This is a genomic window from Nitratireductor sp. StC3, assembly GCF_003015025.1.
Taxonomy (GTDB): Bacteria; Pseudomonadota; Alphaproteobacteria; order Rhizobiales; family Rhizobiaceae; genus Mangrovimarina; species Mangrovimarina alexandrii.
This window is the reverse complement of sequence record NZ_PYBP01000013.1, coordinates 1-13,391: the sequence shown is the minus strand read 5'-3', so window position 1 is coordinate 13,391 and position 13,391 is coordinate 1. Positions and strand designations below refer to the sequence as shown.

General features: G+C 59.3%; 11 protein-coding genes and 2 pseudogenes. 5 read left to right on the top strand and 8 right to left on the bottom strand.

From position 1 onward, the window contains the following. Window positions 1-23: 23 nt before the first annotated feature. Window positions 24-1,373, bottom strand: coding sequence for an extracellular solute-binding protein (locus C7T96_RS20735; RefSeq protein ID WP_106573172.1), 1,350 nt, complete (start codon window positions 1,371-1,373; stop codon window positions 24-26). 210 nt (window positions 1,374-1,583) lie between these two features. Continuing rightward, on the bottom strand, window positions 1,584-2,702 hold the full coding sequence (gene ugpC, locus C7T96_RS20730) for a sn-glycerol-3-phosphate ABC transporter ATP-binding protein UgpC (RefSeq protein WP_106573171.1): 1,119 nt from the start codon (window positions 2,700-2,702) through the stop codon (window positions 1,584-1,586). Window positions 2,703-2,945: 243 nt separating this feature from the next. Here ugpC and C7T96_RS20725 point away from each other — a divergent pair, with 243 nt between their 5' ends. The 4 genes and pseudogenes from C7T96_RS20725 (at window position 2,946) to C7T96_RS20710 (ending at window position 7,516) form a co-directional block, all read left to right on the top strand. Then, a complete protein-coding gene (locus C7T96_RS20725; RefSeq protein ID WP_106573241.1) occupies window positions 2,946-4,163 on the top strand; it encodes a CaiB/BaiF CoA-transferase family protein in 1,218 nt (405 codons plus the stop codon). A 252-nt stretch (window positions 4,164-4,415) separates the two neighbouring features. Further along, window positions 4,416-4,845: pseudogene (locus tag C7T96_RS20720) on the top strand (FAD-binding protein); the annotation flags it as partial. Window positions 4,846-4,884: 39 nt separating this feature from the next. Next, window positions 4,885-7,080 carry a malate synthase G gene (locus C7T96_RS20715; RefSeq protein WP_106573240.1) on the top strand — a complete coding sequence of 732 codons (2,196 nt, stop codon included), beginning with the start codon at window positions 4,885-4,887 and terminating at the stop codon, window positions 7,078-7,080. Between the two features lie 4 nt (window positions 7,081-7,084). Beyond that, on the top strand, window positions 7,085-7,516 hold the full coding sequence (locus C7T96_RS20710; protein ID WP_093037026.1) for a heme-binding protein: 432 nt from the start codon (window positions 7,085-7,087) through the stop codon (window positions 7,514-7,516). A 537-nt stretch (window positions 7,517-8,053) separates the two neighbouring features. On the opposite strand, the gene C7T96_RS20700 is transcribed toward C7T96_RS20710, so the two are convergent. Both C7T96_RS20700 and C7T96_RS20695 read right to left on the bottom strand, forming a co-directional pair. Further along, on the bottom strand, window positions 8,054-8,368 hold the full coding sequence (locus C7T96_RS20700; protein ID WP_093037020.1) for an EthD family reductase: 315 nt from the start codon (window positions 8,366-8,368) through the stop codon (window positions 8,054-8,056). Between the two features lie 181 nt (window positions 8,369-8,549). Continuing rightward, the gene (locus tag C7T96_RS20695) at window positions 8,550-9,440 is read right to left on the bottom strand and encodes a leucine zipper domain-containing protein (protein ID WP_106573169.1); all 891 of its coding nucleotides are present in this window, start codon (window positions 9,438-9,440) and stop codon (window positions 8,550-8,552) included. A gap of 331 nt (window positions 9,441-9,771) precedes the next feature. On the opposite strand from C7T96_RS20695, the gene C7T96_RS20690 reads away from it, so the two are divergent. Then, entirely contained in the window at window positions 9,772-10,500 is a 729-nt protein-coding gene (locus C7T96_RS20690) for a FadR/GntR family transcriptional regulator (protein WP_106573168.1), read from the top strand. A gap of 156 nt (window positions 10,501-10,656) precedes the next feature. On the opposite strand, the pseudogene C7T96_RS20685 reads toward C7T96_RS20690, so the two are convergent. From C7T96_RS20685 to C7T96_RS20675, 4 genes and pseudogenes are all read right to left on the bottom strand, one after another. Beyond that, window positions 10,657-11,231 (bottom strand): annotated as a pseudogene (locus C7T96_RS20685) (aldehyde dehydrogenase family protein). Then, window positions 11,231-11,503, bottom strand: a complete 273-nt coding sequence (locus C7T96_RS24405) for a hypothetical protein (RefSeq protein ID WP_245414195.1) — start codon at window positions 11,501-11,503, stop codon at window positions 11,231-11,233. The pseudogene C7T96_RS20685 and the gene C7T96_RS24405 overlap by 1 nt, the downstream one beginning before the upstream one ends. A 155-nt stretch (window positions 11,504-11,658) precedes the next feature. Continuing rightward, on the bottom strand, window positions 11,659-12,447 hold the full coding sequence (locus tag C7T96_RS20680) for a MaoC family dehydratase (RefSeq protein ID WP_093037332.1): 789 nt from the start codon (window positions 12,445-12,447) through the stop codon (window positions 11,659-11,661). A 442-nt stretch (window positions 12,448-12,889) separates the two neighbouring features. Further along, window positions 12,890-13,391, bottom strand: a 502-nt coding sequence (locus C7T96_RS20675; RefSeq protein WP_146149219.1) for an SMC-Scp complex subunit ScpB, incomplete at its 5' end; no start/stop codon positions are given.

Genomic DNA, 13,391 nt, shown 5'->3' with positions numbered 1-13,391 from the left:
GCGGGGGCCGCCCCGATCTGCAGTTAGATGACGGAGCGAATGCGTTGCGCAGTCGCGGCGACGCAATCAGCCGACGAGGCGTTGCCGAGGACTTTCTGCTGGAGCATTTCCGGCATGACATTCGCGTTGAATACGTTACAAGCACGGATGTCGATCGAAGGACCGCTGGTGTCGATTGCCATGATCTTGATGTTGTCGCCTTCAATGTAGGACTTCATCGTCATCATCGTATTCCAATGCTTCTTGATCATGGGATGGCTCTTCCAACGCTCGTTCTCATAGATGTCCAGGCGCGCCGGATGGTTGTTCATCCATGCTGAAAGCAGCCAATCGACGTAATGCTCTTCTGCAAACCACTGAAGGAACTTAATCGCCTCCTCGCTTTGGTTCGACTTCCCTACGCAGAAGCCGTCAAAAGCATATGAAAGTGCCTTTTGACCGGTACTACCAGGCGAGGGGAATATTCCGTACTTATCGGCGAGTTCTGGGTTAGTCGCTTCAAGCGCTTCGACCAACCGACCAGAATAGACACTGTGTGCCGCCTTTCCGGTGGCGAAGAGACTCATTAGTTGAGCATAACTCACGGCGTTCATGCCGGGCGGCATCGTCTTGTACAACTCGCCATAGAGATCCAAGAAGCGCGTGGCACGATCAGCGTTCTCGCCCTGGTCGAAAACGACATTCCAGTCTTTGTCAAAGAGCTCCGCGCCTTCGGCGAACATATTGCCGAAGCTCGCCCAGTTGGTCGAGCCGTCGCTTGCAAGAGGTATGACACAGCCGCCGACGTCAACATTTCCACCATTAACGACTGTAAGCGCTTGGCAGTTATTCAAGAAGTCGTCCCACGTCTCCGGTATCTTCAGACCTTTCTGGGCATAGAGGTCTTTCCGGTAATAATTTACGACCAGGTTGTAATCGAACGGATAGTACCAGTTCTCACCTTGATACTCCCATGCGGCCTTCTTGCCCCAGTCATATTTTTTGACTAGGTCGGTCACCGGGACGATGGCGCCGGCGTGAATATACTCCAAGATTCCAGCGATGAACCCGGAAGTCATGATGTCATAGGGCTGGCCGGCAGCGACCGCCGCCATCACTTTTTGCATCGTGCCGCTAATGGGGGTCGAATCGACGATTATCTTGACGCCGAATTTGCTTTCGTAGTCGTCGCACGCTTTTTTCAGGGCTGCCTGACTAGCGACCGAAGTTTCGTTGTTGAGAAACCGAAGCGTGACGCCGGACTGGGCCCGCACCACCGCAGGCGCCGCGAGGCTTGCTGCTCCGACGGCGGCAGCGGATTTAAGAAAGTTGCGGCGGGTCATGCCGGACAAGCCTACCGCCATTCTCCCTTTACCTGGAATGTAAATGCTCATTTCCTGCTCCTCCCTTGTTAACTTGTCAGTTCAAGCCAAATGCCAAGAATTAACGTCGCCGGTATGGAGTATAGCGTTGACCCTCCTTTTATGACGCTCCAGAGGTGCTATCGTTAGCACGCGACACAGAGCTCCCGCTGAAGTCCGGTGACGCCCCCCACGGTCCAGGGGCGCAGTATCAGCCTGACCCGCCGCTCTCGCAGGGGGCCATTACGCATTTTCCATTGCGCCGATTTTGCCGCCCGTTTGCGCTATCCGCAGCGACGCACCGCTAGCCGAGTCGAACAGGTGAAGCCGCTCACTCGGGAAGGCGATAGGGAGTTTGTCACCGGCGCGGATTTCATCACGACGCTGGAAGACGGCACGCATCTTATGGCCGGCCAGCGTGCCCATGAGATAAGTCTGCGCTCCGATCTGCTCGACCAAGTTCACGGTCATCTCAAGCGGCGAGTCGTTAGAGATGACGAGGTGCTCGGGCCGGATTCCAAGCGTCACGTTCTGTCCGCTCCTGGCGAAGGTCTTTTCTGGCATGCCTACCGAAAGGTCTCCCGATCGCACCTCGAGCCGCCCGCTTGCGTCGAACAACTGCCCGTCCATCAGGTTCATTTCGGGCGAACCGATAAACCCGGCTACGAACGTGTTTGCGGGCCGATCGTAGAGTTCGAGAGGCTTTCCAGCCTGTTGGATCAGGCCATCGCGCATGATCACGATACGGTCTCCAAGCGTCATTGCTTCGACCTGGTCATGTGTCACGAAGATCATCGTTGCCCCGAGACGGGCATGGAGCGTCGCGATTTCTTCCCGCATCTTGACGCGCAGCTTCGCATCCAGATTGGAAAGCGGCTCGTCCAGAAGGAAAACATCGGGGTCCCGCACGAGCGCACGCCCGAGTGCCACACGCTGCATCTGCCCGCCCGAAAGCTGTCGCGGTTTGCGGTGGAGCAGGGATTCGAGGTCTAGGCTGGCCGCTGCGGCCCTCACGCGCCGGTCGATCTCCTGCTTCGCTTCACCGCGCACCCGTAGGCCGAACGCCATGTTGTCGTAAACCGACTTCTGCGGATACAGCGCATAGTTCTGAAAGACCATCGCAACATTGCGATCTTTCGGCGGCAGACCGGTGACATCCCGCCCGCCGATCGTGATGGTGCCCGACGTGGTATCGTCGAGGCCAGCGATCATCCGCAGTGTCGTCGATTTTCCGCATCCCGAAGGACCGACAAAAACAACGAGCTCGCCGTCTTCTACCTCTAGGGAGAATTTATTAACGGCCCAGGGGCCCCGGTCGCCACCAAACGACTTGGAGACATTTTGGAGCGATATTCGCGCCATGCAGCAAAACCTCCCTAAACGTGATGCCCAGTGCGGGCATCGCAGGCCGCCCTCCCGGTGGCCTTGTTGTAGACCAATTTGGATAGACCAGATTCGCAGTTTCGTCAATGTCTGCGACGTGGATTTGATATTGCCCCGGAAGGGTGGGCACCAAAATTGGATTGACCAATCTGGTAGCTCCAGTTACGCATTACCCACGGCTTCTGTAAAGAAGCTAGTTAATCTCGAATGTGGGTTGTTGATATGGCAGGACCGTTAAGCGGATACCAAGTTCTCGATTTATCGAGGATTCTTGCGGGCCCTTGGCTCGGGCAGCTCTTGGCCGATCTAGGGGCGACGGTTTGGAAAATCGAACGCCCGTTCACCGGCGACGACACTCGCCACTGGGGCCCGCCGCATCTTGATGGAACAACCGAGAGTGCCTACTTCCTGAGCGCTAATCGCGGCAAGCACTCGATTTGCGTGGACATCGCCACGCAAGCAGGCGCAGACATCGTTCGATCTCTGGTCAGGAAGGCCGACGTTCTCATAGAGAACTATAAGGTCGGCGACATGAAGCGGTATGGGCTAGACTATGAAGCGCTCCGGCTCATAAAGCCGGACATCGTGTACTGCTCCATTACGGGATACGGCCAGACTGGCCCGATGAAGAACGTAGCCGGATACGATATGGCCATTCAGGCCATATCCGGGCTGATGAGCATCACGGGCGAGGCGGACGACAAGCCCGGCGGCGGCCCTCAGAAGGTCGGCGTCCCGATTTCCGATCTCCTCACCGGAATGTATAGCGCAACAGGTGTGCTGTCGGCGTTGTTGCATCGCGAGCGGGCGGGCGAGGGCCAGCATATCGACATGGCGCTTCTTGATGTCCAGCTTGCCGCTCTGGCCAACCAAAACTTGAACTATCTGACCACCGGGAAGCCGCCGCGGCGATATGGAAACGCACATCCGAACATCGTGCCCTATCAGGTGTTCAAATCGAGCAATGGGTCATTCGTGCTTGCGGTGGGGAACGACCAGCAGTTCAGGAAGTTCTGCACGGCGTCCCGGCTGCAAGTGCTCTGCGACGACCCCCGTTTCACCACTAACACGGATCGCTTGGAAAACCGCGACGCTCTGATCCCGATCGTGGCCGAACGCCTTGCCCAGGAACCAACCGAGCACTGGATCGCGCTTCTCGAACCTATCGGCGTACCATGCGCATCGATCAACCGGCTCGACCAGGCATTCGTGCATCCGCAGGTCGTCCATCGCGAATTGCAGATCAATCTTCCCCACACCACGGGCAAGACCGTGCCGCTCGTGGCCAATCCTATCAAATTCTCTCAGACAGAAATTGAGTACACCATCAGCCCCCCCATGCTTGGGGAGCATACGAAGCACATCCTCAATTCAATCCTCAACATCGGCGACGATGAAATATCGCGACTTGAGAAGGACAAGATTATCTATTGCGGATGATTCAGGGCCGGCTGCGTGCGCTCCGGATTCGGTCTCAGCCGTTCGACGCGCCAAGGTCATCGCGGGCGAGCCGCCGCAGCGAAATATCGCGCTTCCCCTTCGCTCCGGATTTCTCGCGCGGCGCGCGGGAAATAGCTGTGATGCTCGCGAGTCTGCTTGTCGCGAGCCTGCGCATCTCGTGTGCCTTCGATGAAGGCGAGCGCGAAGGAGCGTCCGGTTATTCACTGCTTTCGGTCAGACGGAATTGAGCCAATGTCCAGCATCGCCATGCCCGTTCCCGACGCCGCGATCATCGCCCATAAGCCCGAGATCGTCGCCGCTTTGAGTACCGTCCTTCCCGCGGACGCGATCGTCTCGGACCCGGAGGAAACCCGGGCATATGAATGCGACGCGTTTGACGGCGTACCGATGTCCGCTGCTCGCCGTGGTTCTGCCTCGCACCACCGAGGAGGTAGCGGCGGCGATGAGAATTTGCCACAATCTGCGGGTTCCGGTTATCCCGCGCGGTGCGGAGACATCGTTGGCAGGCGGCGCACTTCCGACGGCCGATAGCGTGGTGCGGGATGTTCGCGAGATTGATACCGCAAACCGATTCATCAGGGTTCAGACCGGCGTCACGAACCTTTCCGTCAGCGCAGAGCTGGAAGTGGAAGGGTTTTTCTATGCACCGAACCCGCGAAACGATACGCGCCTGTGGGGGTGCCATAACGGAGCTTTGGACATGGCAAATCGAATCGAAGTCGGCGGGTTGCAGGTCGATCGCGGGCTCTACGATTTCGTCAACAAGCGCGCGATGCCGGGTACCGGCATCAAGCTCGCAGAGTTCTGGGCCGGCTTCGCCAAGATCGTTCGCGACCTCGCTCCGAAGAACCGGGCGCTGCTCGAAAAGCGCGACGAGATTCAGGAGAAGATCGACGCCTGGCATCGCGCCAACGGCGCGCCTTCCGACATGGCGGCCTACAAGGCTTTCCTCAAGGAGATCGGCTACCTGCTGGACGAAGGTCCGGATTTCAAGGTCACCACCGAAAACGTCGATCCGGAGATCGCCACCGTCGCCGGCCCGCAGCTCGTCGTGCCGGTGATGAATGCCCGTTATGCGCTGAATGCCGCCAACGCGCGCTGGGGTTCGCTCTATGATGCACTCTACGGCACCGATGCCATTCCCGAGACCGACAGCACCGAAAAGGGCAAGGGTTACAATCCCAAGCGCGGTGCCAAGGTCATTGCGTGGGCTAAGAATTTTCTTGACGAAGCGGCACCGCTCGACGGTGCGAAATGGGAGGACGCCAGAGGGTTTTCCGTCAAGAACGCAGCGCTTGCCGTCAGCCTTAACGGCGGGCGTACTACTGGCCTTAAACGCCCGGAGCAATTCGCCGGCTATCTCGAAGATGCGGCGTCGCCGACACAATTTCTGCTCAGGAACAATGGTCTCCACATCGAAGTGCTGATCGATCCGACGTCGGCGATCGGCAAGGACGACCCCGCCCAAATTTCCGATGTCTGGCTGGAATCGGCCTTGACCACCATCCAGGACTGCGAGGATTCCGTCGCCGCGGTCGATGCCGAGGACAAGGTCGCCGTCTACCGCAACTGGCTCGGCCTGATGAAAGGGGATCTCGAGGAAGAGGTGAACAAGGGTGGCAAGACCTTCACCCGCAAGCTCAATCCGGACCTCGACTACAATGCCCCGGACGGCTCCATCTTCGTTGCGAAATGCCGCTCGCTGATGCTGGTACGCAATGTCGGCCACCTGATGACCAACCCGGCGATCCTCGACCGCGACGGCAATGAGGTTCCGGAAGGCATCATGGACGCGATGATCACCAGCCTGATCGCGCTGCACGATGTCGGCCCCAATGGCCGCCGCGCCAATTCGCGGGCAGGCTCGGTCTATATCGTCAAGCCGAAGATGCACGGGCCGGAGGAGGTGTCGTTCGCCGTCGAACTCTTCGGCCGCGTCGAACAGGCGCTCGGCATGCAGCCCAACACGCTGAAGATGGGCATCATGGACGAGGAACGCCGCACCACGGTCAACCTCAAGGAATGCATCCGTGCAGCCCGCGAACGCGTGGTCTTCATCAACACCGGCTTCCTCGACCGCACCGGCGACGAGATCCACACCTCGATGGAAGCGGGGCCGATGATCCGCAAGGGCGACATGAAGCAGGCGGCTTGGATTTCAGCCTATGAAGCGTGGAATGTCGACACCGGCCTGGAGTGCGGGCTCGCCGGTCATGCCCAGATCGGCAAGGGCATGTGGGCGATGCCCGACCTGATGGCGGCGATGCTCGACCAGAAGATCGCCCACCCGAAGGCCGGCGCCAACACCGCCTGGGTGCCGTCGCCGACCGCCGCGACGCTGCACGCGACGCACTACCACAAGGTCGATGTGCACGCCGTGCAGGAAGGTTTCAAAAACCGGCCGAAGGCCAAGCTCGACGACATCCTGTCGATCCCCGTCGCCCTGCGCCCGAACTGGACGCCGGAAGAGATCCAGAAGGAGCTCGACAACAATGCGCAGGGTATCCTGGGCTACGTCGTGCGCTGGATCGACCAAGGTGTCGGCTGCTCGAAAGTGCCCGACATCAACGATGTCGGCCTGATGGAGGATCGCGCGACGCTGCGCATCTCCTCGCAGCACATCGCCAACTGGCTGCATCATGGCGTCTGCACCGAAGAGCAGGTGATGGAGACGATGAAACGCATGGCGGCGGTCGTCGACCGGCAGAACGAGGGCGACCCGCTTTATCTGCCGATGGCCCCGGATTTCGAGAATTCGATCGCCTTCCAGGCCGCGTGTGATCTGGTCATCAAGGGCCGCGCTCAGCCGAATGGCTACACCGAGCCGGTGCTGCATGCCCGCCGGTTGGAGCTGAAGGCCAGTGGGGCAGGCGAGAACGTTCTCGGAACGGGATAAAACAATGAATACCATCACGTTGAATGTCGCCAATCGTATCATCGAATCCGCGCTGGATCGGGGGCGGGAGCTCAACCTGAAGCCGCTTTCGGTCGCGGTGCTCGATGCAGGCGGCCACCTCATCGCATTCCAGAAGCAGGATGGTTCTTCCATGCTCCGCTTCGAGATCGCCTTTGGCAAAGCCTATGGCGCGCTGGCGGTCGGCTCGGGCTCCCGCTGGCTGAACGCGGCCGCCGCCGAGCGTGTTCATTTTGTCCAAGCCCTGTCCGGCGTTTCCGGCGGGAAGATCGTGCCGGTTCCCGGTGGTGTCCTGATACGCGGGGAGGCGGGCGAAACCCTCGGTGCTGTCGGAATCTCCGGCGATACATCGGACAACGACGAAATCTGCGCAGCGCACGCTGTCGAACAGGTAGGCCTGGCCGCGGACAAGGGCTAACCCATTTCCAAGCAAAAGCGTGAAACGGCTTTTGCGTGCGGAATGTGCTTGGAAGCGGGTTTTGCCGATGAACTTTGCGGCAGGCTGGCCTCAAGTCGGTGAGCGGGCTGCACCATCGCTCTACTCTTCGCAGGTGAGGAGAGAGACGCATGTTCACCCTCACTATAGACACCGCCGACATGTCATCGACATCGGCAAGGCCCCGCAGAACATGGTCATGGCAATGATCGACGCGGCGCTGGTCCTGGCGGGTATCCCCACGACCGAACTTTGACCCCTACTTCGAAGATTGATGGAGTTAATGATGCAGGCTTCGGGTGCTTTCTGGAACCGTTCGCCAGCGCCGGTCTACTTCACCGGTTCATAGAGCGCATCCAGATTTTGGCTGAAGCGCGCTTGACGAGAGCAAAGTAGTTGTCGCATGAATGGCAACGACACGTTCCTGATCGTGGACCTGTTCGGCACCGGTTAGCTGGTCATGGCCAGCACGACGCCGATCCCGGAGGTTCAACGGCCAAGCCTGACGCACCGAAGCCCTTACGCTCCAACGATTTCGCTGATCTGCACGATGGGTGCGATGTCCGTATAGTTGGCGACGTCCGCGACGATCTCCGCGCGGTGTGGGCCGAACGCCTCCCGGAATGTCCCCAGGCTCGGTGAGTAGATGTGGCACGCTGCGACGAACTCCGGCGCGCTTCCAGGTTCGCGGCCCGTTAGGCCCTTCTCGATCTCGTAGCGCAGGCAGGCATCGCCCATTCGTTCTCTGATCAGTGGCAGGTGGCTGGCACAGTAGTAATCGTGGTCGAACTTCGAGCCGCCATGGGCCGGATAGTAGACGCTCATCTTGATCATGGTCGGGCTCCTACCTGAACGCCTCTCCGAGCGTTCCGGGGGTATTTATAGGTCACCGACCCATGAATTGCATCTAGATTTTAGCTGAGATGAGTTTGACGAGAGCAAGGTAGTTTCGACCTGCGTCTCGAGGGTGCGGTGGCGATAGAGGAAGGCCCTGAACGGCGGACGGCGTTTACGGCTAGGTGTGGAGCCTCAACAGGTTGTCCTCGGCCAAGCCGATGCGGCTGATGGGTGTCCGCGACTTTAGGCTGCCGTGTGGCCTGTGCCAATTGTAGCGATCAAGCCAGGCCGGCAGTTCGGCGGCACGATAGTCCGAAGTTGGGTATGCGACGGCATAAGCCCATTCGCGCAGAGCTGTCTGGATGAAGCGCTCGGCCTTACCGTTGGTCTTTGGCGTGTAGGGCTTTGTGCGAATGTGTTTGAGGCCCAGCCTGCGACAGACACTGGCGAAGTCCTTGGACCTGTAGCAGGAACCGTTGTCGGTCATGACGCGCTCGACGACGATCCCGAGGCTTGCGTAGTAGGCGACGCGTGAGGCGTCGTCGATGCAAGCGTGGACGAACTCCCAGCCGACGCCACGGCTGTTGGACTGGCCGGTGCGATCCCCGGTGATGCGGTGTCCGATGCGGTCGAAACGGCCGAGCTTCTTGATGTCGATGTGGATCATCTCGCCTGGCCGCTCGCGTTCATAGCGGCGCACCGGTTGGGCCGGTTCCAGATCCTTCAGCCGCGACAGGCCGGCACGTGCCAGCACCCGGCTCACCGTCGCTGCGGACACGCCCGTTTCCATGGCGATGTGCTTGCCGGTCAGGCGTTGCCGGCGCAGCGCCACGATCGCGTCCGCCACCGAGGCCGCGGTTCGCCTCGGGCTCGTCTTCGGCCGCGAGGAACGGTCGGCCATGCCGGCGCGTCCCTCGGCTCGCAAGCGCTCCACCCAGCGCGCCACCACCTTCCCCGTCACCCCGTATGTCCGCGCCGCATCGGCTTTGGAAAGACGGCCTTCAACAATGTCGCGCGCCATCTCCTCTCGACGCAGAGGCGTCAGACGGGCATTCTTGTGGATGTTCATTCGGTCCTCCGAGAATCACTGAAGCTTCGACAACCTCAGCTTTCTCGGTCAGGGCCGAATGGACAACCTCTTGAAAGCTCACAGCTAGGCCATCGGCTTGGTGTTGGCCGGGCGCCGCGCTTGGCCATCTCTACGCGCAAGGCATGCCGTGGGGAGTTTAATGAACGGGTGGCTTAGCCATCGGGCATATGGCAGCTTCAGCGCGGAGCCGGATTAACCAATTTGGTAGACCGGCTAGGATTTCACTGGTACTTTGCGTATGATTTATGACTCTTCCGTATCGGGATGGACCTGGTTGGGATGGACTAACGGCTGGAAAAAAGACCGAAGAATGCTTGAGAAGACGGAAAGCGATAGGATTGCCGGTGTCCCGAACGTTGTAGGGAGAATACTCTCATTCATTGATGAGCGTCGCTATGAGCCGAACGAACGATTGCCGTCGGAACGTGACTTTGCCGACAGGTTCAATGTCAGTCGCGGGGCGGTTCGCGAGGCTTTGGCCGCTCTCGAGTCGATGCGTGTGATTGAGCGAAGGCCTAACTCTGGGATCTATCTTAGAAATTCTGAGGAAAGTAGCATCGAGGCCCTCGTTCTTCGTGCGTCTTCTGGCCTGCCGTTTCAGCCTGAAGAGACTAAGGACGTGTTTGAAGTGCGAAGTATTCTGGAGCTGCAGGGCGTACGGATTTCCTGCGATAGAAGGCGAGATCAGGACGTAGATCGGCTGAGGGAAATCCTCTACAAAACGAAGCTTGCAATTGATAGCAAAAAGACAATTGAGGCTGAGGATGAAGCGTTCCACCTTGGAATCGTCGCTTCAACGCAGAATAGAGTACTGCTTCGCACGGTGAAATTATTTTATGAATTCTCAAAACAGCGTCGCATAATATATTTTTCAGATTACTCACGGGGCACGCAAGCTTACGACGATCATTGTGAGATACTTGAAGCCATTGAGGCTCGTCGCACCGATTTGGCAGTGGGAATGATGGACCGACACTTGTCCCGAGCCCTGGCCACATGGCAGACTCTCCACGCGGCGCCGGAACAAACTACCAAATAGTGCAATCGACCCCAAGGTGCCGAAGCGTAATGAACCGAGGGACGATACCTCGATGCCGACCAGACCAACTGACTCAGTGCGCCTTCGAGCGCGTGAATCTGATTAGGCGATCGGCTGCGAAAATGCGTCGGCCAGTGACCCTAGGTACTGGAACATTCAAGAGTTTGATACAGCTGCTCTTTCTGAGATTCGCAGGGTCACAATCGTGCCTTCTGAGATCCCTAGGACAACACTCATCTTCGCAATGAAATCAGCACGACAAATCCTGCTCGACGCGGGGTCACTGTTGGGCGCATTTTCACACTCGGAGATCTCCGCCGGCGCGCCAGAGACCAGAGTGACGACCCCGGCGGTCACGCCGGCATCGACGAAGGCGCCAAGGAGCTCGGCAGGCGCCGCCGGCGGCGGTGCCGGCGCCTTAACGATGATCGAGCAGCCGGCGGCGAGCGCCGCGGAGAGCTTGCGCACTGTTTGATTGACGGGAAGTTCCAGGGCGTGAACGCGGCCACCGGACCGATCGGCAGCTTTGAGCGTCATCTGAATGGCTCTTCGCGCGCGCGCCGGAATCACCTGGCCGCAAGTGCGGCGCGCCTCCTCAGCGAACCAATCGATGATGTCGGCGCCGCCATCACTTCGCCCTTGGCCTCTGCCAAAGGTTTGCCTTGCTCGCGCGTCAGGAGCCAGGCGATGCGATCTCCGCGCTCTCGCAGCAAGCCGGCGGCCTTGCACATCAGCTTAGACCGATCAAACGCCGAGGTTGAGCTTCAGAGTTTGAAGCCGCGATCGGAGGCGGCCAGCGCGGCGTCGAGATCCGGCGCGCGGTATGTGCAACCGAGCCGATCGTCTCCTCGGTCGCCGGATCAATAACCGGAATAGTCCGGCATTCGCGACCCTCACGCCATTCGCCATCAATAAAGAGCTTCGTATCGGGATATACCAGCGCCGCATTGGGCATCTTTGATTGCTTCCGTTGTAAGGATGCCCGCGCCGCCGAAGCAGACACGGGCTGTCCTGGGGGACAAACTTGAAAGGCGACTAGAATCCCCATCCGCGTCTGGTGGAGCGATTGTCACGTGCGTGTCTTGCGTTCCCTTATCTGTTTTGACGGCCTGCAGAACCGGGTGCGCCGGTGACGATGCTGCTCGACAGCCTTGTGCCTCACGCTGCTCGTTCGCGAAGTTGATAGATCGCGATGTGCTGGCAGTGGGCAATCAACTTCCGGCCGTTCGCAACAACAACGGCATCTACTTCCACGAAACGGTTGCCCTTCTTTTCGTAGTTCGCGGTAACGCGTGCCCGCGCGACCAACTCTTCATCGCAAGCAGCTGTGGACAGCATCTGCATGCGGCTGCCGAGATGAATCCACGGCCCCAGTAAAGCGTTCTCCATCAAGACCCGGTTCATAACCCGCTGCACCATACCGGGATGCACCAACCCTTCGCGAGCATAGATTGGATCGGTTTCGCGTACTTCCGCCCGATAGTCCGCTCCAGATTGGCCCGGCCAGGAGCGCGGCGCCGTTCCGAGCCATTTGCCGACCTGGTAAGACCTGAGATCGACCGGCCCCCGCACCGCAACCGGCGCAGTCTCGGGATAATCGCCAACGGAGATCGGGGGTGGCGCGTCCGGCAGCGAGGCACTGCCGGCAGCTCGAACGTCGCTGCCGTTGAGCGCAATCGCTAGGCCTTCGTCTGAAGGCTCGGACGTAACCACCACGGTTTCGCCATCGTAAACCGGCTTCGCGAAGCGCACCTCCATCAGGCCGCGCTCGAGGAAGGCTCGTCCCCACTTCGCCACCGGAACGTGGACCATATACGCAAAGACATCGACGCCTGGCACCAGGCCGCCGCTGAAGCCATATTTTTGCGCCACCGCATCATCGTGCATCCTGTTTTCGGAGTGCGTGGCGCTGTTGAACGCCTGGACGCGATAGGGCGGCTCAGCCATTTGACTTCCTAACATAGCATTGTTGATTTCCGTCAGCAATTGACCCTGTTTGCTGTTTCAAGGTGACCCCCGCCAGCGTTCTGAAGGCATCTGTTTTCGGTGGGAGGTGCCTTGAGGCATGGTTATGCCGGAACGGATAACGGGTCAATTGCTGACGGAAATCAATACGGCGCTAAAAGCGTCTGATTGCCGGATGATCCCGGATGAGATCGAGAGTCGTTTTTGATCCATTCCTTCATGTCGGTCCCAAACTGCTTCAGGCAAATTTCCGGCTATTTGATGGCACCATCAGTCTCGCCCAGCAGTGAATAGGTACAAGCGACATTGTAGCGGACAAGGTTGTCGTCCGGTTTGATCGCCATCGCCCGCTCCAGGCACTCTTGGGCTATAGGCCCCGAATCCATCAGCCTCAGTTCAACGGGCCTGAGTTGATTCATTCCGTTCAATCCGTGTTCGCTCCGTCCAGTCGTTCCTCCTCATTATATCCCACAGCACTCTCCTCCTTCTCACTGCCGGCTAATGCGACTGGAATGTCGCCCGCCAGCAGCTTTTCCTTCGACAGCAAGCCTGCATCATCGAGCGCCTCAAAATCCGGCAAATCCCGCAGCGTATCCAGCCCAAATTCCAGCAGGAATTCTTTCGTCGTGACATAGGTATAGGGCGCTCCTGGTGTCGGGCTGCGCGGACCCGACGCGATCAGGCCGGCGCCGCGCAGATGGCCGATCAGGTCGCGCGAAACTTCCTTGCCGAAGAACGTCGACAACTCTGCCCGTGTGATTGGCTGGAAGTAGGCGATGCACATCAGCACCAGCACTTCCGAATCGCTGAGGTTGATCGCCCGCTCGCTGGTGCCGACAGCGGCGCGGATGGCGTCGGCATAGGCCGGCCGGGTCAGGTGCCGGAAACCGCCGGCGACGGCGACGAGATCGTAGGGGCGGCCGCGC